Annotated in this window: 23 protein-coding genes; 12 read left to right on the top strand and 11 right to left on the bottom strand. The window is 73.8% G+C overall.

Going from position 1 to position 26,616, the window contains the following annotated elements:
- Positions 1 to 46 precede the first annotated feature (46 nt).
- The 3 genes from BXA05_RS04260 to BXA05_RS04250 are packed head-to-tail and all read left to right on the top strand — an operon-like array spanning position 47 to position 2,677.
- Positions 47 to 970 carry a dihydrodipicolinate synthase family protein gene (locus tag BXA05_RS04260; protein WP_034652676.1) on the top strand — a complete coding sequence of 308 codons (924 nt, stop codon included), beginning with the start codon at positions 47 to 49 and terminating at the stop codon, positions 968 to 970.
- Entirely contained in the window at positions 963 to 1,964 is a 1,002-nt protein-coding gene (locus BXA05_RS04255) for an ROK family protein (protein ID WP_076404011.1), read from the top strand. The genes BXA05_RS04260 and BXA05_RS04255 overlap by 8 nt, the downstream gene beginning before the upstream one ends.
- Positions 1,961 to 2,677, top strand: a complete 717-nt coding sequence (locus BXA05_RS04250; protein ID WP_076404010.1) for an N-acetylmannosamine-6-phosphate 2-epimerase — start codon at positions 1,961 to 1,963, stop codon at positions 2,675 to 2,677. Before BXA05_RS04255 ends, BXA05_RS04250 begins: the two co-directional genes overlap by 4 nt.
- A 172-nt stretch (positions 2,678 to 2,849) precedes the next feature.
- On the opposite strand, the gene BXA05_RS04245 is transcribed toward BXA05_RS04250, so the two are convergent.
- The 3 genes from BXA05_RS04245 to BXA05_RS04235 form a co-directional block, all read right to left on the bottom strand.
- Positions 2,850 to 3,218 carry a PDDEXK nuclease domain-containing protein gene (locus tag BXA05_RS04245; RefSeq protein ID WP_076404009.1) on the bottom strand — a complete coding sequence of 123 codons (369 nt, stop codon included), beginning with the start codon at positions 3,216 to 3,218 and terminating at the stop codon, positions 2,850 to 2,852.
- Between the two features lie 128 nt (positions 3,219 to 3,346).
- On the bottom strand, positions 3,347 to 4,027 hold the full coding sequence (locus BXA05_RS04240; RefSeq protein WP_076404008.1) for a hypothetical protein: 681 nt from the start codon (positions 4,025 to 4,027) through the stop codon (positions 3,347 to 3,349).
- A gap of 100 nt (positions 4,028 to 4,127) precedes the next feature.
- Complete coding sequence (locus tag BXA05_RS04235) at positions 4,128 to 4,559, bottom strand: hypothetical protein (RefSeq protein WP_076404007.1); 432 nt, start codon at positions 4,557 to 4,559, stop codon at positions 4,128 to 4,130.
- A 277-nt stretch (positions 4,560 to 4,836) separates the two neighbouring features.
- Between BXA05_RS04235 and BXA05_RS19565 the strand changes: the two genes are divergently transcribed.
- Entirely contained in the window at positions 4,837 to 5,652 is an 816-nt protein-coding gene (locus BXA05_RS19565) for a hypothetical protein (protein ID WP_143311030.1), read from the top strand.
- A 290-nt stretch (positions 5,653 to 5,942) separates the two neighbouring features.
- On the opposite strand, the gene BXA05_RS04230 is transcribed toward BXA05_RS19565, so the two are convergent.
- Both BXA05_RS04230 and BXA05_RS20395 read right to left on the bottom strand, forming a co-directional pair.
- The gene (locus tag BXA05_RS04230; protein WP_076404006.1) at positions 5,943 to 6,278 is read right to left on the bottom strand and encodes a class I SAM-dependent methyltransferase; all 336 of its coding nucleotides are present in this window, start codon (positions 6,276 to 6,278) and stop codon (positions 5,943 to 5,945) included.
- A 65-nt stretch (positions 6,279 to 6,343) separates the two neighbouring features.
- Complete coding sequence (locus BXA05_RS20395) at positions 6,344 to 6,859, bottom strand: mycothiol transferase (RefSeq protein ID WP_076404005.1); 516 nt, start codon at positions 6,857 to 6,859, stop codon at positions 6,344 to 6,346.
- A gap of 232 nt (positions 6,860 to 7,091) precedes the next feature.
- On the opposite strand from BXA05_RS20395, the gene BXA05_RS04220 reads away from it, so the two are divergent.
- The 6 genes from BXA05_RS04220 to BXA05_RS04195 are packed head-to-tail and all read left to right on the top strand — an operon-like array spanning position 7,092 to position 13,929.
- Entirely contained in the window at positions 7,092 to 8,330 is a 1,239-nt protein-coding gene (locus BXA05_RS04220) for a PP2C family protein-serine/threonine phosphatase (protein ID WP_076404004.1), read from the top strand.
- Entirely contained in the window at positions 8,327 to 10,342 is a 2,016-nt protein-coding gene (locus BXA05_RS04215) for a glycosyltransferase family 2 protein (protein ID WP_076404003.1), read from the top strand. The genes BXA05_RS04220 and BXA05_RS04215 overlap by 4 nt, the downstream gene beginning before the upstream one ends.
- Positions 10,339 to 10,674, top strand: a complete 336-nt coding sequence (locus BXA05_RS04210; RefSeq protein WP_051028350.1) for an STAS domain-containing protein — start codon at positions 10,339 to 10,341, stop codon at positions 10,672 to 10,674. Before BXA05_RS04215 ends, BXA05_RS04210 begins: the two co-directional genes overlap by 4 nt.
- Before the next feature lie 7 nt (positions 10,675 to 10,681).
- Positions 10,682 to 11,128, top strand: a complete 447-nt coding sequence (locus tag BXA05_RS04205) for an ATP-binding protein (protein WP_083711377.1) — start codon at positions 10,682 to 10,684, stop codon at positions 11,126 to 11,128.
- A 57-nt stretch (positions 11,129 to 11,185) separates the two neighbouring features.
- Complete coding sequence (locus tag BXA05_RS04200; protein WP_076404002.1) at positions 11,186 to 13,063, top strand: cation:proton antiporter; 1,878 nt, start codon at positions 11,186 to 11,188, stop codon at positions 13,061 to 13,063.
- A 47-nt stretch (positions 13,064 to 13,110) separates the two neighbouring features.
- Positions 13,111 to 13,929, top strand: coding sequence for a MerR family transcriptional regulator (locus tag BXA05_RS04195; RefSeq protein WP_076404001.1), 819 nt, complete (start codon positions 13,111 to 13,113; stop codon positions 13,927 to 13,929).
- Here the strand turns inward: BXA05_RS04195 and BXA05_RS04190 are convergent.
- A complete protein-coding gene (locus tag BXA05_RS04190) occupies positions 13,845 to 15,578 on the bottom strand; it encodes a helix-turn-helix transcriptional regulator (RefSeq protein ID WP_076404000.1) in 1,734 nt (577 codons plus the stop codon). The genes BXA05_RS04195 and BXA05_RS04190 overlap by 85 nt on opposite strands.
- 389 nt (positions 15,579 to 15,967) lie before the next feature.
- Between BXA05_RS04190 and BXA05_RS04185 the strand changes: the two genes are divergently transcribed.
- Positions 15,968 to 22,195: a CLIPPER-2 domain-containing protein gene (locus BXA05_RS04185; protein ID WP_076403999.1), complete on the top strand. Its 6,228-nt coding sequence runs from the start codon at positions 15,968 to 15,970 to the stop codon at positions 22,193 to 22,195.
- A 72-nt stretch (positions 22,196 to 22,267) separates the two neighbouring features.
- Here BXA05_RS04185 and BXA05_RS19950 read toward each other — a convergent pair whose 3' ends face one another.
- The 5 genes from BXA05_RS19950 to BXA05_RS20385 all read right to left on the bottom strand — a co-directional run bounded on the left by BXA05_RS19950 (position 22,268) and on the right by BXA05_RS20385 (position 25,752).
- Positions 22,268 to 22,432, bottom strand: a complete 165-nt coding sequence (locus BXA05_RS19950; protein ID WP_158097153.1) for a hypothetical protein — start codon at positions 22,430 to 22,432, stop codon at positions 22,268 to 22,270.
- Between the two features lie 88 nt (positions 22,433 to 22,520).
- Positions 22,521 to 23,639, bottom strand: coding sequence for a glycosyltransferase family 2 protein (locus tag BXA05_RS04180; RefSeq protein WP_076403998.1), 1,119 nt, complete (start codon positions 23,637 to 23,639; stop codon positions 22,521 to 22,523).
- A gap of 174 nt (positions 23,640 to 23,813) precedes the next feature.
- A complete protein-coding gene (locus BXA05_RS04175; RefSeq protein WP_076403997.1) occupies positions 23,814 to 24,542 on the bottom strand; it encodes an anti-sigma factor family protein in 729 nt (242 codons plus the stop codon).
- Positions 24,539 to 25,045 carry a sigma-70 family RNA polymerase sigma factor gene (locus tag BXA05_RS20390; RefSeq protein WP_269467723.1) on the bottom strand — a complete coding sequence of 169 codons (507 nt, stop codon included), beginning with the start codon at positions 25,043 to 25,045 and terminating at the stop codon, positions 24,539 to 24,541. Before BXA05_RS20390 ends, BXA05_RS04175 begins: the two co-directional genes overlap by 4 nt.
- Positions 25,046 to 25,065: 20 nt before the next feature.
- Positions 25,066 to 25,752 carry a YceI family protein gene (locus BXA05_RS20385; protein WP_076403996.1) on the bottom strand — a complete coding sequence of 229 codons (687 nt, stop codon included), beginning with the start codon at positions 25,750 to 25,752 and terminating at the stop codon, positions 25,066 to 25,068.
- A gap of 246 nt (positions 25,753 to 25,998) precedes the next feature.
- On the opposite strand from BXA05_RS20385, the gene BXA05_RS04160 reads away from it, so the two are divergent.
- The gene (locus BXA05_RS04160; protein WP_076403995.1) at positions 25,999 to 26,550 is read left to right on the top strand and encodes a COG4315 family predicted lipoprotein; all 552 of its coding nucleotides are present in this window, start codon (positions 25,999 to 26,001) and stop codon (positions 26,548 to 26,550) included.
- The last annotated feature ends 66 nt before the right edge of the window (positions 26,551 to 26,616 follow it).

Here is a 26,616-nt window from a genome sequence, read left to right as displayed (position 1 = left end):
CACCACCCCGACCACCACACCGCTGAACCCAGAACCGGAGCTCCTCGTGACCACCCCCTTCCGCGGGATCGTCCCGCCCGTCCTCACCCCGCTCACGACCGAGGGCGAGGTCGACGTCGCGTCCCTCGAGCGTCTCGTGGACCACCTCGTCACCGAGGGCGTGCACGGTCTGTTCGTGCTCGGGTCGACCGGCGAGGTCGCCTACCTCACCGACGCGCAGCGCGACGTCGTCGTGCGGACCGTCGTCCGCACGGCCGCGGGCCGCGTGCCCGTCATGGGCGGCGCCATCGACCTGACGACGGCGCGCGTCGTCGAGCAGGCGAAGGCGCTCGTGGCGGGCGGGGTGGACGCGGTCGTCGCGACCGCCCCCGTCTACGCGCTCAACGACCTCGACGAGATCGAGCGCCACCTGCGGGCCGTCGCGGCCGCCGTCGACGTGCCGCTGTTCGCGTACGACATCCCGGTGCGCGTGCGGACGAAGCTCCCCGCGGACCTGCTCGTCCGGCTCGGCACCGAGGGCGTCCTCGCGGGCGTCAAGGACTCGTCGGGCGACGACGTCGGCTTCCGCCGCCTCGTCGCCGCCAACGCGGCGGCCGGCTCGCCCCTCGCGCTGTTCACGGGGCACGAGGTCGTGGTCGACGGGATGCTGCTGCTCGGCGCCGACGGCGTCGTGCCGGGCCTCGCGAACGTCGACGCGGGCGGCTACGTGCGCCTGTGGGACCTCGCCCAGGCCGGGAAGTGGGACGATGCCCGGGTGGAGCAGGACCGTATCGCCGCGCTGTTCGAGATCGTGTTCCAGGCACGGGGCCGCTCGGGCGACGCCGCGGGCGTCGGGGCGTTCAAGGTGGCCGCGCAGCGCCAGGGGCTCATCGCGACCGAGACCCTCGCGTTCCCCGTCGAGCCGCTCGCGGACGACGTCGCCGCGCGGGTCGAGGAGATCACGCGCGCCGCGGGGCTCCTGCGTGGCTGACGCCTCCCCGGACGCCGCCGCGCCGACGGTCGTCGTCGGCGTCGACCTCGGCGGCACCAAGACGGCCGCGGCGACCGTCGCGGCCGACGGGACTCTCGGTCCCGTGCTCGCCGTGCCGACCCCGGCCGCCGGCGGCCCCGATGCGGTGCTCGACGCCGTCGCCGGGGTCGTGCGCGAGGTCGTCGCCGCGCTGCCGGGCGCGGCGCGCCTGCGCGCGCTCGGGGTCGGCACGGCCGGCGTGGTCGACGTCGGTCGCGGCGTGATCGTCTCCGCGACCGACACGCTGCCCGGCTGGCCCGGGACCGACGTCGCGGGCGGCCTGCGTCGCCGGCTCGCCGACCTCGCGGAGGTTTCCGACCTGCCCGTGTTCGTCGAGAACGACGTCGACGCGCACGCCGCCGGCGAGGTGTGGCGCGGCGCCGCCGCGGGCGCGCGCAGCGCGCTGCTCGTCGCCGTCGGGACCGGGGTGGGGGGCGCCGTCGTGCTCGACGGGCGTCCCCTGCGCGGCGCCCACCACGTCGCGGGCGAGCTGGGGCACGTGCCCGTCCCCGGCGCCGAGCTGCTGCGCTGCCCGTGCGGACGCACCGGCCACCTGGAGGCCATCGGGGCGGGCCCGGCCGTCCACCGCCGCTACCTCGCGCTCGGCGGGGACGCGACCAGCCCCGACACGCGCGACGTCGTCGCCCGGGCCGACGCGGGGGACGAGCTCGCGGCCTCGGTCGTGCGCGACGCCGCCCGGGCCGTGGGCCGCGCCGTCGCCGGGGTCGTCACCGTGCTCGACCCGGAGGTGGTCGTCGTCGGAGGCGGCATGGCCGGCGCGGGCGACCTGTGGTGGTCCGCGCTCGAGGACGCGCTGCGCGCGGAGGTCGTCGACGTGCTCGCCGACCTGCCGCTGCGGCCCGCCGCGCTCGGGAACGTCGCGGCGGTCGTCGGCGCGGCGCGCGGCGCGTGGAACCTGCTGGACGACCGCACGACCGACGGAGGAGCGCGATGAGCGCGGAGCAGCACGACCGGACCCCCTGGACGCGCGAGCGCGTCCTCGACGCGATGCGCGGACGCCTCACGGTGTCCTGCCAGGCCTACCCCGGCGAGCCCCTGCGCGACCCGCGCACGACGGCGCAGATGGCGCGCGCCGTCGTCGCCGGGGGTGCGGCCGCCGTCCGCGTGCAGGGCCTGGACGACGTCGCGGCCGTCGTCGCGGCGGTCGACGTGCCCGTCGTCGGGCTGTGGAAGGACGGAGACGGCGGGGTCTTCATCACCCCGACCCTGCGGCACGCCGTCGCGGTCGCGGACGCGGGCGCGCACGTCGTCGCGCTCGACGGCACGCGCCGGCCGCGCCCCGACGGGCTCACGCTCGCCGAGACCGTCGCGCGCCTGCGCGAGACGACCGACGCGCTCGTCATGGCGGACTGCGGGTCGCTCGACGACGCGCTCGCCGCGCAGGACGCGGGCGTCGACCTGCTCGGCACGACCCTCTCCGGGTACACCGGCGAGCGGCCCCGGACCGACGGCCCCGACCTCGCGCTGGTCGACGAGATGGTCGCCGCCTGCACCCTCCCGGTCGTCGTCGAGGGTCGCGTGCACACCCCCGCCCAGGCCGCCGAGGCGATGGCGCGCGGGGCGTTCGCCGTGTGCGTGGGCACCGCGATCACCCACCCCACGACTCTGACGTCCTGGTTCGTCGACGCGGTGGCGCCGTCTGCCTGACGCGGTGCTGCGCCGAGGCGCTCGGTGAGGAGGGGCTTCACAGCGGCAACGAGCACGCTCGCTCGGACCGGTGGCTGCTCCTCGAACGCCGCACCCTGTGGCCCGGCACGAGCCGAGACGGCTGGTTCACGCCGCTGCAGAGGATCGGGGACGCGATGGACGCCGTCGCGACCTACCTCGGCGACACCGAGAACCTGCGTGACGTCTGGTGTGCGGGCTCGTCGCCGAGGTCGTGCTCGAGGATCGCAGTGAGCTCGTCGGCCCGGGGAAGTGCAGCTTGCTCGTCGGGAGGCAGGCTGTCGTAGGTGTAGTTGGCCACGGCGAGTGGTGCGGGTGCGCCGGCGAGGGCGTGGCGGACGATGGCTTCGTTGGGGCCGGCGACGAGGAGGATGCCGACGGTGTGGGCGTGGCGATCGGGTTTGCGCAGTCGGTCGTCGACGAGGGCGACGTAGGTGCCGAGCCGGCCGACGTGTCCTGAGTCGAACTCGCCGACCTTGAGCTCGACGACGACGTAGCGCAGCTGGTCGACGTGGAAGATCAAGGCATCGAAACGACCAGACGATGATTCCTCCTTCGCTGGCGATCAAGGGGGCGCGACGGAGGCACGGCACGCTTTCGAGCGGCAAGGAGAGTTGGGCCACACCTGGAGGGGATCGCGGTCAGCGATGATCAGCCCCCAGTTGCCGACGTCCGCGGTGCCGGATCGTCCCGCACCGCGGCCTCGGCCGGTGAGAAGCCAAGCCTTGACGCCATCGAAGACCACTCGGTCTCTAGTCGGGTGCCGTTCGCCGGGTCGGCGGGCCATAGACCGATCCGCACCAGAGGGGGAGACGCTTCCTCAGTTCCGGCGATGCTGAGCGAGATCCACTCGAGCCCGTCGGCGTCTCCTCGAGCCGCCACCTCGTAGAGCAAGGCCCCAATCGCATCGGCGTGCGCGGGGGCGCTGCAGGTGACTCCGGCGACTGCCGATTCGAATCTCAGAGAAGCGCGAACTGCATCGCGAGAGGCCAGACCCGCCCGTGACGCTCTGCAGAGATCCAGCGTGAGGGTGGTCAGGTCGTCCCTGGACACGTCGTCACGGACCACGACATCCAGAGGAACGCTGACCGTGCTTTCCAGGAAGTCGCGGCGAATGCGCTCTGGACCTGAGACGCTCTCGACTCCTGGCCAGCTCGCAGCCCGGTCGACGAGCGACGCCACGCGCAGCTCGTCAGCCTCCGTCACCCCACGAGCGGTCCGCACCGCGTCCTCAGCCACCGGGGTCGCATGATGCGCGACACCGGAAAGCACAACCCCTATCAAGCTGGCGGCCGCGGCGGTCAAGACCAGGAGGGACAGGCCGGGGATCACGACGCTACGCAGACGGCTCGCGTTCCCGTTGCCGCTTCGACTCCGCACGTCTTGACGCTACCCGCGTCTCGTGAAGGCGCTATGGCCCTGCGTGCTCGGATCAGTGGACGTCTCTGGGCATTGGTCTTGCATCATCCGCCGGTGAACATCGTGATCGCCAGCGGTGCACCGAGGTCGTCGCACGCGTCGCCGAGGTCGCCTTGGACGTCGTTCCACTCGGGGGAGCCACACCGGTCGACTCCCCAAACGCTCCGGACGTCACCGGCGCGATCTCCTTCAGCTCACCGATCGCCGTCTGCACCGCGCTGTCCCCTGCGGAGGGCAAGCGATCGAGTACGCGGGTCGCCAGCCGGTACCAGCCGTCACGCTCCTGCGCCTCCGTGCGGCCTTCGGCGAGGGCGAGATCGGCGTTCTCCGCGATCGTCATCACGTCGCCGTAGGCGGTGCAGATCGCGGCATCGTCCAGCGCGTCGACCTCTGGCGGGTCGACTGGGGAGGGCTGCTGAGCTGCGGTGTCCTCGGCCAGGTTCACCCGGTTGCCGCTTCGTCGGTTCGGTGGGAGTCCATTGGTCAGGCGAAGAACATGCACAAGCGAATCCACGCCCACTTCAGAAAGCGTGGATCGCTCAAAGAGAAGGGATACACTGTCCAGAGTATCGCATCAGTTCGCACGCACAGTATTGGCAAGGGGTACGCGATGGATGCGGTTGAGGATGCGTTGATTCGAATTCGGCATCGCGCCCTCGGTGGGTTCTTTAAAAAGGGCGGTCGGCTGTTGAATAGTCGGTTCCAAATTGCGAGGCGACGCAATGAGATTTCCCGTATTTGAATTTCATGCTGGTGGCATCCATGGTCCATACCGGACCGCTGAGATCTACGGGCAGCCGTCGGGCGAGGACATAAGCGAGCTGAGTCGCGCGGGCGTGGATGGCCTCATAGTCCTCCCCGAACGCCAGTCGCGTGGAGTTCTTGAATTGGGCGCGCTCGAGCGCCTGAAGTTGCGGTTCTTGCAGGTGCAGACCCGCCGACTTATCGGACCACTCCCGGAGGGTCTGCTTTCAAGTCTCGAGGTTCTTTGGTTGGATGGACGCCTCGCGGAACCCGTGGTCTCGTCCAGTATCGAGCGAATCGCCTCTCTCTCAATCCCCGCCTCCTCGATCGTCGGCCACTTTTCTGCTCTTCGCCGTATTGAGTTCCTAGGGCTCGAAGCGATCGCGACAAGCGGCCGGCTTGACCTGGCGAAAATTCCGAGCCTTCGCCGACTGCGACTTGATTTCAAGAAGTCGGTCGGCGGGGTCGTCCCTGAACTTGGCCTGGATGGGAGTGAAGGTATCGGAGAGGTTGACATTGAGGGTGCGGCGGCGGCGTCGTTTGATTGCTTTCGATCGCTCCATGGCTTGCGCCGACTAAGCGTCCAGCCTCCTCGTGCGCAGTGGTCAGAAAGGACTGTCAGTCTGGCGCCCCTTGCCGAGTGCAGGAAGTTGGAGGAGTTGCTCGTTGCCGACTGTGGCCAGATTGTGGATGCGGAGGTTCTAGGGTCGCTACCGGCCCTTCAACGTGTCACCGCCCATCGAGGAGCATTCAGTCGTTGGCCAGGGAAGCAGGAATGGCTCGTTGAGGTCTAGCTCTCAAATGGTCCTGTGCTGTCGAACCGCAGTTCGCGTCACCAGGGTTTTTCGCACGTGTTCGAGCCCCTGGGCCCGATCGAGCGCCTGGCGGAGCGTGACGTCAGGCGGGCGCTGACGGACCGGCTGCAGTGATCTGCGGCAACACGGCAAGGGCCGGGAGAACCCGGCGGCAGGCACGAGAGGGCGACTGGCGCGCTGACCTGCACAGACGCGGACTTTGCCGTGGGGTGCGAGATCGTGCATCTGATGCAACGTGCACTAGTTCAGTGCCCATAACCTCCCATATGTCACGCGCCGCTGTTCAACGGCTCTCTGAGAATCTGGTCGAACGCGGCTCGTCCGAGCTCGGCGTCCTCGGCCCGTGCGACGACCACCTCCGCCGTCGGGTGACGGGCGGCGAGCACGGCGGCGAGCTGCGTGCCCGGTTCGACGGCGACCACGTCGACCCCCGCTGCGAGCAGCGGCCCGGTCGCCTCCCCGGTGCCCGCGCCGAGGTCGACCGCTCGCCGGCCCGGCGCGACCAGGCCGGTCCGACGCACCCGCTCCCACAGCTCGGCCGGATACGGCGGACGGGCGGACCCGTAGGAGTCCGCCAGCGCGTCGAAGTGCGTCGGGTTCCCCATCGTCCGACCCTACGACCGCAGATCCTGGCGCTCGGTCGCGCCTCGCTCGGCGATCCCGCGCTGCGTCAGGCGCGGCCGGTGCGCTCGAGCACCCCTCGGAGGTAGGCGGCCTGGCCGGCGTGCTCGAGGGCGTCCACCGCGACGCTCACGAGCCGGACGCCCAGCGTCACGGGCGGGTCCCACGTCTCGTCGACGACCCGGTCGAGGTCGCCGGCGGTGAGGGACGCGAGCACGTCGCGGGACTCGACCTGGACCGCGTGGACGTAGCCGAGCAGCAGGTCGTCGCGCGCACGGACGCGCGCGACGTCGTCTGCCGACTGCCCGTAGCCGGTCGCGCCGTCGTCGAACGGCAGGTCGAACCGGCGGGCCCACCCGTCGCGCGTCCACACCTGGTCCCGCCCGACGGCGCCCGCGACCTGGGCGTCCTGCCCGCGCGCGAGGTGCCACGCGAGCCACGCGATCGTGTTGGCGCCCGGGTCGACGCGCGCGGTGAGCGCGTCCTCGCCGAGGCCGTCGACCGCGCGCGTCGCGGTCGGCCCGATCCTCCCGAACAGGTCCTCCAGCACGGTGATCGCGTCCACGGTCCTCCCTCTCCTCGGGTGCCCGGCGGTTCGTCGCCTCTGGCAGCGTCTCCGGACCGCGGGACGCTCGCGACCGGAGCGGCCCCACGCCGAGACGCGCGGCGGCGCGCACGGGCGAAGGTCCAGGTCCGGGACGTGCGGACGGCCTCCTGCCCCTGCGGCGCGCAGCACTCCGTGATAGATGTCGGGAGGTCGCGTCACGACGGAGAGGCACGAGCAGGGGGAAGAGACTTTGACGACGACCGACGCGCTCCAGGACGAGCGCACGCGGGTCCTGGCGCTCCAGCGGCTCGGGGTGCTCGACAGCTCGCCCGAGGAACGGTTCGACCGCGTGACGCGGCTCGCGCAGCGCCTGTTCGGCGTCCCGACGGTGAGCATCACGCTCGTGGACGCGGACCGGCAGTGGCGCAAGGCCTTCGTCGGCCTCGACGGCCCGGTCGCGCAGCGCGAGGGCGCGTTCTGCGACGTGACGATCCGTGCGGACCGCACGCTCGTCGTCGAGGACGCGGCGCAGGACGCCACGTTCGCCGACAACCCGTTCGTCGTGGGCGATCCGCACCTGCGGTTCTATGCCGGGCACCCCATCGCGGCGCCGGGCGGCGAGCTGGTCGGCACGCTGTGCGTCATCGACACCCGGCCGCGCCGGTTCGACGACGCCGACCGCTCCCTGCTGCGCGACCTCGCGCTGTGGGTCCAGGGGGAGCTCCAGCACGACGTCGAGCTCGACCGGGCGGGCGCGGTGCAGCGCGGGCTCCTCCCGCGCCGCGCCCCGGAGCTCGAGGGGTACCGGGTGGCGGCACGGTGCCTGCCGGCCCGCGGCGTCGGGGGCGACTTCTACGACTGGACGACGACGGCCGACGGCGCCGGGTTCGTCGTCGCGGACGTCATGGGCAAGGGCATGCCCGCCGCGATCGTCGCGGCGTCGGCGCGCGCCGCGCTGCGGCCCGCGCTCCGGTCGCCGTCGCTCGCGGCGGGCGTCGAGACGGCTGACGACCTGCTCGCCCCGGACCTGGAGGAGGTCGGGTCGTTCGTCACGGCCTGGTGCGCCACGGTCGAGCGGGAGAGCGGCCGGCTGGCGTACGTCGACGCGGGCCACGGCTTGGCGAGCGTGCTGCGGCCCGACGGCGGCATCCACCGCCTGGAGGCGGACGGCCTGCCGCTCGGCGTCGCGCCGGGCACCGCGCGGACCGTCCACCACGTGACCCTCGACCCGGGCGACCGCCTCGTCGTCGTGAGCGACGGGCTCGTCGACCTGCTCGCCGACCTCGGGGTCCCGGGCGGGGACCCGCGCCTCCTCGACCCGGACGTCCCGCTGCCCGTCCCGGACGGGCCGGCCCTCGCGCGTGCCGCGCGCGAGGTCCGGCAGGCCGGGGACGCCGCGGCGACGCTCGACGTGCTGGTCGGGCTCGCCGAGGGGCGGTACGTCGGGGACGACCTCACCGTCCTCGTGGTCGAGCGGGTCGCGGCATGAGGGGCTCCGCGCGGCGGCTCGTGCTGATCCGCGTGCTCGTCGTGCTGGCGCTGGTCACGGGCGTCAACTACGTCGTGTGGCGGTGGCTCGACTCCGTGGCGTGGTCGCACTGGTGGATCGCCGTCCCGCTCGTGCTGGCCGAGACGTACAGCCTCGTGGACACCGCCCTCTTCGGCGTGACGATGTGGCGCCTGCGCGAGCGGGGCGAGCCGCCGCCCGCCCCGGAGGGCGTCACCGTCGACGTCTTCGTCACGACGTACGACGAGCCCGAGGAGCTCGTCCTCGCGACCGCCCGCGCGGCCCGGGCCATCCGGTACCCGCACCGCACGTGGATCCTCGACGACGGCGCGCGCGAGAGCATGCGGGCCGCCGCCGCGGAGGCGGGCGTCGGGTACCTCACGCGCAGCGCGAGCTGGGCGGGCAAGCCGCGGCACGCGAAGGCCGGCAACCTCAACAACGCGCTGTTCCAGACGGACGGCGAGCTGCTGCTCGTTCTCGACGCCGACCAGGTGCCCGACCCGGCGATCCTCGACCGCACGGTCGGGTACTTCACCGCGGACGAGCGCGTCGCGATCGTCCAGACCCCGCAGTGGTTCGTCAACGTCGACGACGCCGACCCCCTCGGGAGCCAGGCGCCCCTCTTCTACGGGCCGATCCAGCAGGGGAAGGACGGGTGGAACGCCGCGTTCTTCTGCGGCTCCAACGCCGTGCTGCGGCGCGAGGCGCTCATGCAGCTGGGCGTCGTCGGGTACGTGCGGGGCGTGACGGTCGGCGTGCGGCGCGCGCTGCGCACCGCGGGCTCGGTGCTGGCCCGGGCGGCGCGCTCGCCGGAGGCGGCCGACCCGGCGGTGCGGACCGCCGTCGAGCGGCTGCGCGCGGAGGCCGACGAGGCCCGCCGCGCCCTCGCGGCGGGGGAGCCCGCCGCCGACGTCACCTACCGGTTCCAGCGCCGCGTCGACGAGGCGTCGCGCAGCGTCGTCGCCGGCCAGGTGGAGGCGCTGCGGGCGGAGCTGGCGACGGTGGAGCCCGAGCTCGTGTCCGGCGGCCCGCTCCAGGTCGACGAGGAGATCGGCCAGCTCGTCGTCGACGAGGAGGCGCTCGACCGGCTCGCGCGGCGCGACCTCTCGCCCCTCGTCGCGGTCGAGGCGGTGCGTCGCCTCGCGGACGCGGTCGACGTCGGGCGCAGCGACGAGGCGCAGGCCGTGATGCCGATGGCGACGATCTCCGTCACCGAGGACATGGCCACCGCGATGCGGCTGCACGCGCTCGGCTGGCGGTCGGTCTACCACCACGAGGTCCTGGCCCACGGGCTCGCCCCCGAGGACATGCCGACGATGCTCCAGCAGCGCCTGCGCTGGGCGCAGGGCACGGTGCAGGTGATGCTCCGGGAGAACCCGCTCACGGTGCGCGGGCTGCGCGTGGGGCAGCGGCTCATGTACTTCGCGACGATGTGGAGCTACCTCGCGGGCTTCGCCGCCCTCGCGTACCTCGCGGCGCCCATGGTGTACCTGTGCTTCGGCATCCTCCCGGTCCAGGCGTTCGGGACGGACTTCTTCGTGCGCTTCGTGCCGTACTTCGTGCTCAACCAGCTCTTGTTCCTCGTCGTGGCGCGCGGGGTGCGGACCTGGCGGGGGCAGCAGTACTCGCTCGCGCTCTTCCCGGTGTGGATCCGGGCCTGCTGGACGGCGTTCGCGAACGTCGTCCTCGGCCGCCCGCTCGGGTTCGTCGTGACGCCCAAGACGCGGACCGGGGAGCACCGGCCGGCCTGGCGCACCATCTGGCCCCAGCTGACGGCCATGGTGCTGCTCGTGGTCTCGGCCGTCGTCGGCACGGTGCGCCTCGTCGCGTTCGACGCCGACCTCGGCGCGACCCTCGTCACCCTCGCCTGGGTGGCGTACGACCTCGCGGTGCTCGGGGTGCTCGTCCCCGCCGCGCGGTACTCCGGCCCACGCCCGCCGCGCGAGCCCGTGCCGGAGACGACGATGACCGGACGACGGACGGAGGACCAGTGAAGCTCGACGTGACACCGCTCGAGGAGACGGGGGCGGTGATCGTGCCGCGGGGGCGGCTCACGCTCACCACGGCACCCCAGCTGCGCGACGCGGTCACCGACCTCGTCGAGGCGGGCCGGACCCGGCTCGTCGTCGACCTCGGGAGCCTCGAGTTCGTCGACTCCTCGGGCCTCGGCGCCCTCGTCGGCGGGCTGCGCACGACGCGCGCCGCCGGCGGAGACCTGCGGCTCGCGAACGCCGCGCCCTCCGTGGCGACGGTCCTGCGGCTCACCAACCTCGACCGCGTGCTGCGCGTGCACGACGACGCGGCGAGCGCGTTCGCCGACGGGTGACCCCCGCGTGACCCCGCCGGACGACGCCCCGCTCGTCGTGCTGAGCGCGACCGCGTCCCCGCCGTGGCTCGACGCCCTCCCGGACGCGTTCGCCGCGCTCTGGGGCCAGGCGCCGTGGGTGCCCACCGACGACCGGCTCGCCGTCGAGCTCGCCACGACGGAGATCGCCGCGAACATCGTGCGGCACTCGCCCGCACCCGAGACGGTCGAGGTCCGGGCCGAGCTCGACGCCGGGGCGGGGCGCGTCGTCGTCGTGCTGCGCGACACCGCGCCCGCCGCCGACGTCGACCTCGACCGCACCATGCCGCCCCCCGAGGCCGAGTCCGGGCGCGGGCTCGCGCTCGCGCGGGCGTGCGTCGACCGGCTCGAGCACCGCTGGGTCGCGGGGACCTCGGGCAACGAGTGGCGCCTCGAACGCCGCGTGCGCACCGCCGGGGGCGGCCCCGGCGGCTAGCGTGGGGGCGTCCCGCGCGCGCCGACCCGGGCGCGGCGCCGGTAGCCGGAGGTGCAGATGGAGTTCCCGTTCAGCCTGACCGAGGAGCAGATCCTCTCCCTCATCGTCGTCGGGACGCTCGCGGTCGTCGCGATCGTCGGGGTCAACGCGCTCGCCCCGAAGGCCGGCGTGGCCGCGCCGCTCGTGCTCGTCGCGGTCGGCGTCGTCGTGAGCTTCGTGCCCGCCGTCCCCGAGATCGAGTTCGAGCCCGAGTGGATCCTCGCCGGGATCCTGCCGCCGCTGCTCTACTCGGCGGCCGTCGGCCTGCCCACGATGGACTTCCGGCGGGACTTCACCGCGATCAGCGGCCTGTCGGTCGTGCTCGTCCTGCTCAGCACCGCGCTCCTCGGCTACCTCTTCACGTGGCTCATCCCCGGCATCCCGCTCGCGGCGGGCTTCGCGCTCGGCGCCATCGTCAGCCCGACCGACGCCGTCGCGACGTCCATCGTCAAACGGCTCGGCGCGTCGCCCCGCGTCGTCACGCTGCTCGAGGGCGAGAGCCTGCTCAACGACGCGTCCGCCCTCGTGCTCCTGCGCTCCGCCATCGCCGGGATCGGGATCGCCGTCGCGACCGGCGGGTCCGCCACGCGCGTGTCGCTGTGGTCGGTCGCGGGCGACTTCGTGTTCGCCGTCGTCGTCGCCGTGCTCGTCGGGTTCCTCGTCGGGTTCCTCGGCCTGTTCGTCCGGCGCCGCCTCGCCAACCCCGCGCTGAGCACCGCGGTGTCCTTCGTCGTGCCGTTCCTCGCCTACCTGCCGTCGGAGGAGCTCGGCGCGTCGGGCCTCGTCGCCGTCGTCACCGCGGGCCTCGTCACCGGCAACGGCGCCGCGAAGTACCTGCGGCCCCAGCACCGGCTCGCCGAGGAGTCGAACTGGCGGACCGTCGAGCTGCTGCTCGAGGGCACCGTCTTCCTCCTCATGGGGCTCGAGCTGTTCGCGCTGGTCACCGACGTGCAGGAGGCCCACGGCAGCCTGTGGCGCGCGGTCGGCGTGGCGGCGCTCGCGGCCGTCGTCATCCTCGTCGTGCGCTCCGCGTACGTCGCGACGCTCCTGCGGTCGCTCGCGCGACGCGCGCGGCGGGGCGAGTCGATGCGCGGCGTCATCGCGGGCATGCAGGAGAAGCTCGACGCGCGCTTCGCGGCCGACGGCACGCCCGTCACGCCGGCCCCGGCCAGGCCCTCCCCGGCCGGGCCGGCGCCTCGGACCCCGGAGCGACGCGGTGCCGAGATGGTCGCCAAGGCGCCCCCGGAGCGGGTGGGCCGGCTGCGGTCGTCGTTGCGTCGTCGTGCGGCCGACATCGACTACCTGACGGCCGAGCGGCTCGGCTGGCGCGAGGGCACGCTCCTCGTGTGGGCGGGCATGCGGGGCGTCGTGACGCTCGCCGCGGCGCAGACCCTGCCGCTCGACACCCCGCAGCGCTCGTTCCTCGTGCTCGTCGCGTTCGGGGTCGCGGCCGGGACGCTCGTCGTGCAGGGCGGCACGCTCCCGTGGGTCGTGCGCCGGCTCGGCCTCTCGGGCGGCTCCACGCGCGCCGACGAGGACCGCGGCGCCGTGCGCGCCGAGCTCGACGGCGCGGCCGTGGCCGTGATCGACGCGCCCGACCTCCGCCGCGCCGACGGCACCACCTACGACGGCGCCGTCGTCGCCCGCGTGCGCCGCGACGTCGTGCGCGAGCTTGAGAACCGCGACACCGACGCCGCGACGTCGGCCGACCTGTTCGCGCAGTACAAGGAGCTCCGGCTCCGGGCGATCGCCGCGCAGCGCGTCGCGCTGCTCGACGCGCGCACGTCCGGCGCGTACAGCTCGCAGGCGCTGCGGCACGCGCTCGACCTGCTGGACGCCGAGCAGATCGACCTCGAGCTCCGCCGCGGGCCCTACGTGCCCGGCGACGACGACTGAGCCGGCCCCTTGCGGCTGTCCCAGGGGAAGGCCCTAGCGTCGCGGGCATGGACGAGTACACGACGGGTCAGGTGGCGCGCGCCACGGGGCTGAGCGAGAAGGCCGTCCGGATGTACGTCGACCGCGGGCTCCTCGACGCGCGCCGCACCTCCGCGGACGGCCCGCGGCTGCTCGACGGCGGCCAGGTGGAGCGCGCCCGCCTCGTCCGGCTCCTGCGGGGCGTCGGGCTGTCGCTCGCCGAGGTGGGCGACGTGCTCGCCGCCCCCGACCCGGTCCCCGCGTTCGACGCCGTGTGGAGCGACCGCCGGTCGGCGCTCGCGGCGTCGCTGACGGCGGCGGAGTACGTCCGGTCCGCGCTCGTCGGCGCGCCACGGCTGGACGTCGTGGTGCACCGACGGCACGTCCCGGAGCGGCTCGTGCTCGGGACGGAGCGCCGCGCGACGCTCGCCGAGCTGCCGTCCGTGCTGCCCGAGGCGACCGGAGCGGTCTTCGCCGTGCTGCGCGTCGCCGACGTGCCCCTCGCCGGCCACCCCTACGTCGAGCTCCACGAGCGCGCGACCGAGGGGTACGCCGCCCGCCTCACGCTCCGGGTGCCCGTCCCCGCGCCCGTGCGGCCGCCGTCGGGCTTCGCCCTCACGACGGACGACGCGCACGAGGAGGCGTACGTCGCGCTCACGGCCGCGGAGGCCCGCGACCAGGAGCGTCTCGTTCTCGTGCACGACTACCTGGCGTCCGGGCGGGCGCTCGCGGGCGGTGTGCCCGCAGGGGACGACCGGGAGGTCTACCTGCCGACCTGGGAGGCAGGCGGTCCCGGCCCGGTGATGGAGGTCGCCGTGCCGGTCGCGGCTCGCCGACCCGGGGCGTAGCGCCGCTCCGACCGCCCGACGGCCTTCCCCCGGGCTGCGGCGAGGATCCCGGCCTCCTGCGCGACGGCGACGGCCTCGCGCCGGCTCGACACGCCGAGCTTGCGGTACAGCGTGCGGATCTGGGTGCGGATGGTGTTCACCGACACGTTGAACCGTGCCGCCGTCTGCTCCGCCGTGAAGCCTTCGCTGAGCGAGCGCAGCACCTTCCTCTCGCGCGGGGAGAGCCGGCTCGCGAGCGTGACCGGGGGTGTGTTGCGCGCCTCGACGGCGCCCCGGGGCAGCACGTCCGCGGTGTCCGCGAGCTCGGCGAGCGTGCGCCGCTCGTCCGGCTCGAGCGCGAGGAACGGGGCGGCGTGCTCGGGAGACGACCGCAGCCGCAGGGCCTTCTGGAACCAGCTCCGCGCGCGGTCCTCGCGCCCGGCGCGGAGGTGGGCGACCGCGAGGACGACGTGGAGGTCGAGCGCGTCGGTCGGTGACAGGGACGTCTGGTGGATGGCGGACGAGGCGAGGCCGATCGCCTCGTAGTGCTCGCCCACCGACAGGTGCGCCCAGGCGTGGTGGTTCGCGAGCCACTCGGTCGTGTCCTCCTCGGAGCCGTGCGCCAGGTGCAGCACGCGGCCCGCGCCGCCGGCGCGCAGGAGCAGCTTCGCCTCGGCCCGCAGGAGCACCCGCCCGACGAACGACCCCGGGTCGGGGTCGATCGTCCCGTGCACGAGGCGCACCTCGTCCAGCTCCCGCAGACCCTGGAGGGGGTCGCCGTAGAAGGCGGCGTGGCTTGCGCGCGCTGACGCGAGGAACGCCCACAGCTCGCCCGCGGCCGGGGAGGTCGGGTCCATCGCCTTCAGGATCCGCTGCGCCGTCGCCGGGTCGCCCTCGTGGATCGCGAGGTGCGCCCGCGCGAGCGCCTCGCTGCGCAGGTGCGCTCCGGCGATCCACCGGGGGAACGGTGCGGCGTCGCGGACCACGGCGAGCTGCTCGCGCGCGAGGTCGTGGTGGCCGCGGTAGGCGGACAGGAGCGCGAGGTTCGACGCCGCGCTCACCCGAGCGAAGTGGCCGTGGGGCTCGTCGCCCGCCTCGTCGGCCGCGCGGCGCAGGTGCTGGGTCGCCAGGTCGGTCGCACCCGCCAGCATCGCGGTGATCCCGCGCTGCGCGCTCAGCCAGCCCGGCCGCGCGTCCGGGCGCCCCGCGGTCCAGGGGAGCGGGCCTCCGGTCATGAGGAGCGTCGTCCGCTGCTCGACCCACGCGCCGACCCGCGTCGAGGCGTCGTGGTCGCGCCGGTGCCGCAGGCCCACGACGGCCGCGGTGCCGGCCGAGAGGACGTCGTGCAGGCGGGTGAACCCGTTGAGCCGCCTGCTGTGGCGCAGACCGGCCCGCGAGTAGTGCCGCACGAGCCGGGACATGCTGCGTTCGTCGTCGTGCTCGTGGTCGCGTCGTCTCTGGGCCAGCAGCACGAGGTGGCCGAGGCGCGGGCGACGGTCGAGCACCTCGGGAGGAACCCGTGCGAGCGCTGTCAGGAGCTCGCGCGCGAAGCGGTCGGGGAGGTCGTACCAGAGCCTGTCGAACACGGTCTCCAGGCCGTCGAGGTCGCCGGCGTCGAGCGTCCGGAGGATCTTCTCCCGGCTCCGTGGGACGTCTCTGGCGCCTGTCATAGCCGTGATCCTGGCGGACGTCCCGGGTTCTGCAAGCGTGTCTCGCAGGCCGGGTGAATTCCTTCACGGAACTGGTGATGGGACAGGTGATTTCCCAGGTCACGGTCGTCATAGGTCTCGGTGGCACGGGTCCTATGGGGTGACGACCGTGCACGCGAGGGGCGCGTGCGCACGACGAAGGGGACCCCATGCAAGGTTTCGAGCGAGACGCCGCGGCCGCGGCAGGCGGGCGACCCGCCAGGCACGCGGCACCCCGCGGCGCCCGGCACGCCCGCACCGGTTCGTGGTGGCGAGGAGCGCGTGCACGTCGCCTGATCGGTGGCGTCACGGCCCTGGTCCTGGGAGGCGCGGGGCTCACGGCCGCGGCGCTGCCCGCGACGGCGGCGACCGTGTACGAGCTCGAGGGGTCCTGGGCCGACACCACGCCCGCGACGCTCGAGACCGGTGACGCGGTCTCGGCGGAGTGGTGGTTCAACCTCAACGACGACGCGGTGGCCCCCGGCAACGCGCCGGTGGAGAACGTCACGGTGACGATCACGGCGCAGGGCGCGGTGTTCGACGCGCTCCCGCCCGCGTGCCTCGTGGACGGCGTGGACCCCGCGTCGAGCGTCTCCGAGGTCGGTTCGACGCTCGTGTGCAACGTGGGGACGCAGACCGAGGGGACGGCGTTCTCGCTGACGACGCCGATGCGCGTGACGGCCGTGACCGGAGAGACCGTGAGCGCGGGCGCGACGATCGCCGACCAGCAGACGTCGCTGCCCGAGCTGCCCGTGCAGAACGGGTTCGTGCAGGACATCCACTGGGTGGAGAGCGTCTCCGGGAGCACGCGAAACGACACCTCCCGCGACTTCCTGTTCAACTGGACGCTGTTCCACGGGACGAACAGCCCCGCGGGCCAGGACCCCGTCTCCTACAACCTCACGGTGTCCAACAGCCTCGGCGCGGTCACGCAGGTCGGGCCGCAGGCGTGCTCGGCGTTCACGAGCGGGGCGGCGACCGGCCACCCGTGGTCGGGCGGGACGCACGACGCGAGCCAGGTGGCGCCGTCGGTCGGGTCCTGCACGCTCACGCGCAACAGCTCGACGTCGTACACGCTGACGCTGGCCGGGATCGACTACAGCCACGCGCAGGTGCCGACGACGGACTCGGCCGGGAACCCGCTGCCGACGGACCGCGTCGCGGTCGCGTCCGGGCAGATCCAGCTGCGGGTCGTCACGGCGGCGGGCGCAGGGCAGATCTCGGTCACGTCCAGCGCGCCGACCTACACCGCGGTCGACGGGCAGACGACCAACGACGACCCCGCGAACAACACCACGGCGAAGAACTGGACGACGGGCGTCTGGTCGCACGCATGGCAGCCCGGCTACACGGGCTCGAACGCGACCGTGTGGTCCGACACCTACCGCGTCGCCCCGGAGTCGGAGCTCGGCTCGGCAGTGCGCGTGCTCTACCCGAACGTCCAGAACCAGAACTCCACGCAGGGTGGTCTCTGCCTGGTGCTGGACACGCGGTACGTGGAGTTCACGGGTGCCCTCACGCGCTTCGACAACGGGACGACCGGTGAGCCCGCCGGCTTGCCCGTCGCCTACTACGTCGGGACCTCGGCGCTGGTGAATCCCGCGAGCGCGTCCTACGACCCGAACGCGTTCACGTGCGAGGGGACCACGGGGTGGACCACGACCCGCCCCGCGGACCTGTCGACCGTCAAGGCGGTCCGCGCCACGTACTCCATGACGGCGGCACGCTGGCAGCGCGATCTCGTCCTGCAGGCGACGCAGCGGCTCCTGCCCAGCGCCCAGGTCGGCCAGGACGTGTGGACCTGGGGGTCGTACATCAACCCCTCGTCGGCCACGAACGCCTGGGTGAACGCGGCGCGGTCGACCTCACCGTCCGACGCCGGACCGTCCGCGACGCTGACGCCGGACGCGCGCTACCCGTACGCGGTGGGCGGCCGAGACATCGTGCGAGTCATCGGTGTCACGCCGGACGTGGCGAAGTCGGTGCTCCCGACGACGGTCGACCCGGGCGGGCAGGCGACCTACACGCTGAGCTACGCCGCGAACGGGACGGGCGCGGTCGCGCCCACCGTGGACGACTACCAGCTCGTGGACACGCTGCCGCTCGGCACGACGTACGTCCCGGGCTCGTCGAGCCCTGAACCGGTCGCTACGACGAACGGCTCCGGTCAGCAGGTCCTCACGTGGACCCTCGACGGGGTGCCCACGAACGCTCCGCAGTCGCTGTCCTACCAGGTGACGTACCCCGACGACGTCGCCGGCGGTGAGCGGCTGGTCAACACCGTCACCGCCTCGGCCGAGGGCGTGCAGTCGGACTCCGCGACCGCGACGGTCGTGGTCAACGAGTCCGGGCTGACCAGGATCATCAAGACGGCGGACCAGGCGTTCATCCCCAACCTCGCCGGCGACGGCGCGGGCGCGGGCTCGTGGACCGTGCTGGTGCGCTCCGAGGATCCCCTCCCGCAGGAGTTCGTCGACGTGATCGACATCCTCCCGTACGTGGGTGACGGCCGCGGGACCGCGTTCTCGGGCTCGTACCGGCTCGACGGCCCGGTGACCTCCTCGGTCGGGGGGACCGTCTACTACACGACCGCCGACCCGGCGACGCTCACCGACGACCCGGCCGACGCCACGAACGGCTCGGCGGGCAGCACCACCGGCAACACCGTCGGGTGGAGCACCACGTACACCCCCGACGCCACCGCGGTGCGCGTCATCACCGGCGCCCTCCCGGCGCGGGGCGAGCTGACGCTCGACGTCCCGGTCGTGACCGACGGCATGGCCGGTGGCGACGTCCTCGTGAACCGCGCGCAGGGCCGTGCCGAGAACACGCGCCTCGTCATGCGCACGTCGGCGTCGACCTCGATCGCGAACTACTACTCGGCGTCGCTGAAGAAGTACGTGCAGGACGCCGACGGCGAGTGGCGCGACGCGAACGACCCGCTGGACTACCCGCGGTTCCGCGTCGGCGACACGGTCCGCTACCGGATCGTCGTGGAGAACACGGGTCAGGGGACGCTGACGAACGTCGCGGTCTCCGACGACCTGCAGCCCGAGCTGGGGTCGTTCACGATCGAGTCCCTCGCCCCGGGAGCGACCGAGAGCCACGAGTTCGAGATCGAGCTCACCGAGCCCGTCGCCGACTCCGTCGTGAACACGGCGTGCGCGGACGCGGACGTGCCGGCGGACTCGGGCGTCGAGCCCACGATCAACTGCGACCCGGCCGGGTTCGTCGTCGTCGGTACGCCGACGCACACCAAGGAGGTCGTCTCGGCCACCCCGGTCGGCGACGGCCGGTGGGAGGTCGTGTACGAGGTCGTCGTGTCGAACACGCAGACCCCGTCGACCACCTACTCCCTGACGGACGCGCTGCACTTCACGGACCAGGCGACGATCGTCTCCGCGACGGTGACGCAGGCGCCCGACGGCGTCGTCCTCGCCGACCCGGCGTGGGACGGCCAGGGCAACACCCTGGTCGCGGCGGACGTGCCGCTGGCCGGGAACGACGACGAGGGCTACGCGCCGCACGTCTACCGCGTCACCGTCCTCGCCGACGTGCCGCTGCAGCTCGACGGCGCCGGCTCCGGCGCTGACGCACCGACCGCCTGCCCCGCTGAGGGGTCCGACGCGGACCAGGGGTTCAACAACACCTCCGGGCTGACCGGCCCGGAGGGCGAGACCGAGGAGGACCAGGCGTGCGCGCCGATCCCGTCGATCGACATCGCGAAGACGGTCTCCGCGGGCCCGACGCCGAACGGTGACGGGACGTGGACGGTGACCTACGACGTCGTCGCGACGAACGCGGGCGCTGCGGACGGCACCTACGAGGTGACGGACCGGATGACGGCCGACGGTGACCTCGAGGTCCGCTCGGGCGCCGTCGTCACCGCCCCGGACGGTGTGACGCCGAACGCGGCGTGGACGGGCCTGGGTGCCGAGGGCGCCCCGGAGAACGTCATCGCCTTCGGCGTCGTCCTGCCCGCGGGCGGGACGCACACCTACCAGGTCGAGGTCGTGCTGGGGATCGCCGAGGGCGTCGAGGGCGCGCCGGTGATCACGCCGTGCTCGGCCGAGCCCGGAGCTTCTCCGGGCGGCCTGTCGAACGCGGCGACGGTCGAGCACAACGACCTGACCGACGACGCGACGGCGTGCGTGGCGATCGCGTACATCGTCGTGGACAAGTCGATCAGCGCGGGCCCGACACCGAACGGCGACGGGACCTGGACGATCGTCTACGACGTCGTGGCGGAGAACGTCGGTGGCGAGTCGGGCGAGTACGACGTGTTCGACCGCCTGCACTACGGCGACGGCATCGAGATCGTCGACGCCGCGGTCACCGCGGCCCCGGACGGGGTCGAGACGAACGCGGGGTGGACCGGCCTGGGTGCGGAGAACGCCGCACCGGAGAACCTCGTGGCGTCCGGCGTCGAGCTCGCCGCGGGCGCGTCGCACACCTACCAGGTCGAGGTCACGGTCCAGATGGACGAGGCCACGATCGACCCGGCAGACCTGCAGTGCCCGCCGCCCGGGTCGGGTGCGAACGGTGGTCTGGCGAACTCGGCGAGCCTGGACCACAACGGGATCGTGGCCGAGGACGGCGTGTGCGCGTCGCTGCCGCTGATCGGCATCGAGAAGTCGATCTCGGCGGGCCCGACGGGCAACGGTGACGGGACGTGGACCATCACCTACGACCTGGTCGCCACCAACACCGGCCAGACCGCGGGCGACTACGACCTCGTGGACCAGCTGCTCTACGGCGAGGGCATCGTCGTCGAGTCGGCGGCGGTCGCCACGGCGCCGGAGGGCGTCGAGCCGAACGCGGGCTGGACCGGTCAGGGCGAGGCAGGCTCGGAGGAGAACGTGGTCGCCACGGCGGCCACGCTCGAGGCCGGTGCGACGCACACCTATCAGGTGCAGGTCGTGGTCTCGCTCGATGCCGCGACGGTCACGCCGGACACGCTCGCGTGCCCCGAGCCGGGGTCCGGTGAGACCGGTGGTCTCGCCAACGCCGGCACGCTGACGCACAACGGCGAGACGCAGGACGACGACGTGTGCGCCACCCTCCCGCTGATCGTCATCACCAAGTCCCTCTCGGGTGCGGTGACGCCGGTCGAGGGCGAGGACGGTGTGTACGACGTGGTCTACGAGGTCACGGTGTCCAACCGCGGTCCCGGAGCCGGCACGTACGACCTCGACGACGCGCTCGCGCCGGGCGAGGGCGTGACGGTCGTCGGTGTCCAGGGTGTCGTCACCGACGCGCCGGAGTCTGTGGGCGTCAACGAGGGCTTCGACGGCCTCGAGGACGTCCGGATCGTGACCGGTCAGCCCATCGCGGGTGCCGGCACGGGCCCGGTCGTGCACACCTACACGGTCACGGTGCGGTACGCGGCGGACCTGTCCGATGTCGAGATCCCGGACACGGACGTGTGCACCACGGACAGTGGCACGGTGCCCGGCGGGCTGAACAACGTCGCGGCCGTGGACTGGAACGGCATCCCAGGGCAGGACGAGGAGTGCGTGCGTCCGGGCAAGCCCACCCTCGACAAGGCGCTGGTCTCCGCTCGACCGACCGGCGACGGGACGTGGGAGGTCGTCTACGACCTCACCGTCGGCAACGTCGGCGGGGAGGCCACGACCTACGACCTGGACGACGAGCTGCTCTTCGCCCCGGTCATCACCGTCGACTCGGTCGCGGTGACCGGTCCGGACGGCGTCACCCTGAACGACGGGTTCGACGGGGACGCCGACCGGCGGATCGCGACCGACGTCGTGATCGGCGGCCTGGACGACGAGGGGTACGCCCCGCACGTCTACCGCGTCACCGTGGTCGCCTCCGTGCCGCTGCACTTCACGGACGTGGAGGACGACGGCACGGGCTCGCCCGCGTGCACCGCGGCTCCCGGGGGGAACCTCACCGAGCAGGGGCTGAACAACGCGGCGACGCTCACGGACGAGACCGGCGGGACGCAGACCGACACCGACTGCGCCCCCGTGCCCTCCATCGACATCACCAAGACGATGGACGGCACGCCGGTCGCGGGTGCCGACGGGTCGTGGACGGTGGCCTACACCGTCACCGCCACGAACGACGGCGCGGCCGCCGGGGTCTACGACCTCACCGACCGCCTGCGCTACGGCGCCGGCATCGAGGTCCGGACCGCGAAGGTCACCGCGGCGCCCGACGGCGTCACGCCGTCGGGCTCGTGGACGGGCCAGGGCGCGCCGGGCGACCCGGCCAACGTCGTGGCGACCGGCGTGAGCCTCGCCGCGGGGGCCACCCACACCTACCGGGTGGAGGTCGTCGCGACCCTCGACACGGCGCAGGTGGACGACACGACGTTCACCTGCCCCGAGCCGGGCTCCGACGGCAGCGGCGGGTTCGCGAACACCGCCGGGATCGGGCACAACGGGCTGACCGACGCCGCCCAGGCGTGCGCGACGCCTGACCGACCCGGCGACCCGGGCACGCCGGGCAAGCCCGGCGGGTCGCTGGCCACGACCGGCGCGACGCTGGCGTGGGTCGCCGGCGGGGCAGCGCTCCTGCTGCTCCTCGGCCTCCTGGCCCTGGCCGCGGCCCGGCGCCGGAACGCCGTCGGCTGACGGCGCGACGAGGAAGGCCCTGCCCACGACCGTCCCCACCGGTCGTGGGCAGGGCTGTTCGTCAGCCGTCTCTCAGCGCTGCGCGCGGGCGGCGGCCCGACGGCGCAGGACGCGCGCCGTCGTGACGAGCGCGAGGCCCGCGACGAGGAGCGTCCAGGCCGCGACGACGTGGAACGCGGTCGCGACACCGGTGACGGCGAGGACGGGGGCGGTCTGGGCGAGGGTCGAGTTGTACATGGCTGCAGTCCTTCCGGGACGGGTGAGGGCATGCCGAGGACGTCCCGGTCGCGTGCGCGGCGGGGCGGGTCGGCGGGGGGGGTGAGGGTCAGGCGGTGGCGGCGACGTGGTTCCACGTCGTCTGGCGCCGCGTGACGAACAGCGCTGCGGCGTGCAGGAACGCGCGCTGCAGGGCGAGGTCGTAGAGGAGCTCCGGCAGCACGAGCGCGGCCAGCAGCCGCGCGCGCCGCCCGGCGCCCCAGACGGTGACGAGGCGCTCCGCGGCGAACACGAGCCCGACGGCCGCCCACAGCGGGGACAGCGTGAAGGTCCCCGTCACGAGGGTGACGGCCGTGAGGAGCAGGTAGGCCGCCATCATGAGCGTGCCGACGGCGAGCATCACCTGCTGGCCGACGTAGCGCCACGTGGTGCGCGTGAGGCCGTACTCGGCGAGGTTGTCGAGCATCCCCTTGTACCAGCGGACGCGCTGCCGGTGGAGGTCGCCGGCCGTCGGCATGAGCTCGGTCGTGCAGCTCATGGTGACGGGGGAGCGCAGCTCGTGGCCGAGCGTGCGCAGCGCGAGCGTGAGCTCGGAGTCCTCGGTGATCGCGTGCCGGTCGTACACGTCGCCGCGCTCGCCGGGCAGGACCGAGCCGCGGGCGTCGGCCACCTCCTGGAGCGCGGTGCGGCGCACGAGCGCGGCGGTCCCGGTGAGCACGGCCGTGCGGCCGGTGAGGTCCACCTGCACGCCGTAGCGCGTGTACTCGTTGGCCTGGCAGTGCTGCAGGTAGCCCTGCGGCGGCCGACCGCGGAACACGCCGCCGACCGCGGCGACCTCGGGCGCCGAGGCGAGGACGGCGAGCCCTTCCTCGACGAACGTGGGGGCGATCGTCGTGTCCGCGTCGAGGACCATGACGACGTCCTCCGTCGTGGTCGCGATCGCCTGGTTGAGCGCCCCCGCCTTGCGGGCCGTGTTGCCCACGGTCTCCATGACGTCCGCGCCGGCGGCGCGGGCGACCGCGACGGTCGCGTCCGTGCTGTTGTCCGAGACGACGAGCACCCGGTCGGGGCGGCGCGTCTGGGCCGCGAGCGAGGCGACGGTGGCGGGGAGCGCCTGCTCCTCGTCGTGGGCGGGGATGACGACGACGACGCGCACGGCGGGCCCGTCCGCGGGACGGGCGGCCGCCTCGGCGCGGTGGCGGGGGGTGTGCGGGGCAGTGGTGTTCACCGGAGGCTCCAGTCGACGAGTGCTGTCGACAAGGAGCCTCGGGCGGTCGCCTCAGCGTTCCCCCGGGGGTGGCGCAGCGGTCGGCGAGGTCTGGCTCAGCGTTCCGGAAATCTGATTGAGAGTTCAATCAGAGGAATTCCTGAGGTTCGCGCCGCCCTCGCGGCGCGGACGCGGTCAGACGTCGGCGGCCGCGAGCGCGCCGTCCACCCCCACGACCCCGAGCTCGAGCCGGGCGATCCCGTCCACCGGCACCGCCGACGACGCGCCCAGGCCCGACGAGCTCCCCGCCTCCGTCGAGGACCACGTCGCCACGACCGAGCGCGTGCCGTCGTCGTCCACGAGCACGAGCTCGTACGTCGCGCCGTCCTCCCAGACCCCGGCCGGGTACGAGCACGACCAGTCGAGGCGCGTGCCCCACGAGGCCGGGGTGAGCGTGAGCTCGGCGCGCACGTCCGCACCCCCGACCGGCTCGAGCGCGACCTGGGTCGTGCCGGTCGTACCGGTCGTGGCGGGGGGCGGGACGTCGTCGGGCCGCGTCACCGCCGCGCCGCCCGCGGCGCCCGCGACGACCAGGCCCACCGCCGCCACGGACAGGAGCGACCGCCGCCGGGTGCGGCGGCGCCGGGCGCTCGCGGCTACCACCGCGAGCGGCACGACGGCGCCCCCCGCCCCGCCGGACTCCTCGGCCGGGACGGCGGTGCGGGAGTCGTCGACGAGCGCGTCCGCGTGCTCGGCCGTGAGCATGCCGAGGATGCCCGGCATGCCCGCGAGCTCCGCGACGGCCTCGCGGCACGCCGCGCACGTCGCGAGGTGCTGCTCGAACGCGCGCCGGTCGCGCGGGCTGAGCGCGCCCAGCACGTAGGCGGCGTCCCACTCGCGGTAGGGGTCCGGGGTGGCGGTCATGACGAGACTCCCTTCTCCTGCAGCGCGAGCCTCAGCGCGCGGAGCGCGTAGTGCATGCGGGACTTCACCGTCCCGGGCGGGACGCCGTGCGCCGACGCCATCTCGGCCACGGAGCGCCCGTGGTAGTACGCGTCGACGACGACCGCCCGGTGCTCGGGCGAGAGCGAGACCAGCGCGTCCGCGACGAGCCACGCGTCGAGCACGGCCTGGGTCGCGTCCGCCTCGCCGCGGTCGGGCACGTCGGCGCTCGCGAGCTCGCGGCGGTGGTGCGCGCTGCGTAGCTCGTCGACGACGAGGTTGCGCGCCACCGTGAAGAGCCACGCGCGCACCGACCCCTCCGGCCGCTCCAGCACCTCGGGGTGGCGCCACGCGCGCAGCAACGTCTCCTGCACCACGTCCTGCGCCTGCGCCGGGTCGTCGGTGAGGCGCGCGACGTAGCGCTCCAGCGCCGGCCCGTGCGCGGCGTGAACCGCCCGCAGCAGGTCGTCGGCGTCGGCGCGCACGCGCGGCACCTCCCCGTCGGTCACGACCCGGCCGACCGCACGAGGTCGAGGCCGAACTCGACGCTGCCCGCGTCGTCGACCGTGACGAACCCGAGGCTCGGTGCCTCCACGTCGAAGTCGGAGAACGTGATCGGCACGCTCCCGACGACCTGGACGCCGTCGGTGGTCGGGCCGACCTGCGCCTCGACCGTGACGGCCTGCGTCACGCCGTGGATCGTCAGGTCGCCCGCGAGCTCGACGTCGCCCGACCCGGTCGGCAGGTCCACGGGACTCGTCAGCTCGAACGTCGCGGTCGGGTACGTCCCGACCTCGAGCGCGTCGCCCCGGAAGTACGCGTCGCGCGGCGGCTCGTCGGTCGCGACGCTCGCCATGTCGACCTCGATCGTCGCCGCGGTGAGCGCGCCGTCCGCGACGGTGAACGACCCCGTGACCTCCTCGGTCCGGCCGGTCACCGTGACGTCCTCGCCCTGCAGCACCTCGTGCACGCGGTACCCCGCGTACGAGCCGTCCCCGACCGTCCATGCACCGGCCAGGTCCGCCGGGTCGAGCGCGGCGCCGTCGCCCGACGGCGCGTCGAGCGTCGGCTCCTCGGCCGCCGCGCGGTTGGACCAGTCCGCGTACAGGCCCGGGCCGAACGCGACGGCCGCACCGCCGAGCACCACGACACCGACCCCGACCCCCACGAGCACCTTCGTCCTCCTGCGCACGTCTGCCCCTTCCGATCATCCTCTGCGACTCCGTCACCTGGGAGACGAGGCAGCGGCCCGATCGGTTCACCCCGGCCCCTCGACGGTGCGCGGCTGGGCGGTGGCCCGACGGTTGGACGGGCCGCCGGACGGGCGTGCGGCGTGCGGGCCGACGCGCGGGCGGGCCGGTGAACCTCGCGGCGCGCCGCGCCGTCGTGAGAGTAGGGGCCGTGCTCGCGACCCCGACCGTCCTTCCGAGGAGTCGACATGCGACGCACCCTGACCACCGGTGTCCCGGCCGCCACCACCTGGGCCGTCACCGCCCTGCTCGCCGCCACCCTCGCCGGGTGCTCCGGCGGGGGAGGCGGACTGTACGGGGGCGGTGGCTCCAGCCCGTCGGGCTCGACCTCCGACGGCTCGGCGGGCGACGGCTCGTCGGACGTCGCGCTCGGCACGGCGGACTCCTCGCTCGGGACCGTCGTGGTCGACGGCCAGGGCATGACCGTCTACTACTACGACAAGGACACGAAGGGCTCGGGCACGAGCGCGTGCGAGGGCGAGTGCGCCGCCGCGTGGCCCGCCGTCCACGCGGCGAGCGCGGACCCCGAGGTCGACGGCGTGACGGGCGAGGTCGGCACCATCACCGGGGTCGACGGCGAGCTCCAGGTCACCGTCGACGGCCGACCGGTCTACACGTACGCGGCGGACACCGGCCCCGGCGACGTCACCGGCCAGGGGGTGAACGGCGTCTGGCACGTCGTGGCACCCGACGGGACCGAGATCATGGACGCGGCCCCCGCCGCCGGGTCGGGCTACTGACCGGTGCGCCGGCCGGTCGCGCGCGGCTGGTCCAGCGGGGACCGGCCTCGCGCCGGGCGGCCCTGC

The organism is Cellulosimicrobium funkei, from assembly GCF_900155925.1.
GTDB lineage: Bacteria > Actinomycetota > Actinomycetes > Actinomycetales > Cellulomonadaceae > Cellulosimicrobium > Cellulosimicrobium funkei.
The sequence above is the reverse complement of the archived record's forward strand: the minus strand, read 5'-3'. Positions and strand labels throughout refer to the sequence as shown.

What these genes read in the sequence shown, in the direction of transcription:
- BXA05_RS04250 (WP_076404010.1), top strand. Translation starts at nt 1,961, where the DNA reads ATGAGCGCGGAGCAGCACGACCGGACCCCCTGGACGCGCGAGCGCGTC.
- BXA05_RS19565 (WP_143311030.1), top strand. Translation starts at nt 4,837, where the DNA reads ATGAGATTTCCCGTATTTGAATTTCATGCTGGTGGCATCCATGGTCCA.
- BXA05_RS04230 (WP_076404006.1), bottom strand. Translation starts at nt 6,278, where the DNA reads ATGGGGAACCCGACGCACTTCGACGCGCTGGCGGACTCCTACGGGTCC.
- BXA05_RS04215 (WP_076404003.1), top strand. Translation starts at nt 8,327, where the DNA reads ATGAGGGGCTCCGCGCGGCGGCTCGTGCTGATCCGCGTGCTCGTCGTG.
- BXA05_RS04200 (WP_076404002.1), top strand. Translation starts at nt 11,186, where the DNA reads ATGGAGTTCCCGTTCAGCCTGACCGAGGAGCAGATCCTCTCCCTCATC.
- BXA05_RS04195 (WP_076404001.1), top strand. Translation starts at nt 13,111, where the DNA reads ATGGACGAGTACACGACGGGTCAGGTGGCGCGCGCCACGGGGCTGAGC.
- BXA05_RS04190 (WP_076404000.1), bottom strand. Translation starts at nt 15,578, where the DNA reads ATGACAGGCGCCAGAGACGTCCCACGGAGCCGGGAGAAGATCCTCCGG.
- BXA05_RS19950 (WP_158097153.1), bottom strand. Translation starts at nt 22,432, where the DNA reads ATGTACAACTCGACCCTCGCCCAGACCGCCCCCGTCCTCGCCGTCACC.
- BXA05_RS04175 (WP_076403997.1), bottom strand. Translation starts at nt 24,542, where the DNA reads ATGACCGCCACCCCGGACCCCTACCGCGAGTGGGACGCCGCCTACGTG.
- BXA05_RS04160 (WP_076403995.1), top strand. Translation starts at nt 25,999, where the DNA reads ATGCGACGCACCCTGACCACCGGTGTCCCGGCCGCCACCACCTGGGCC.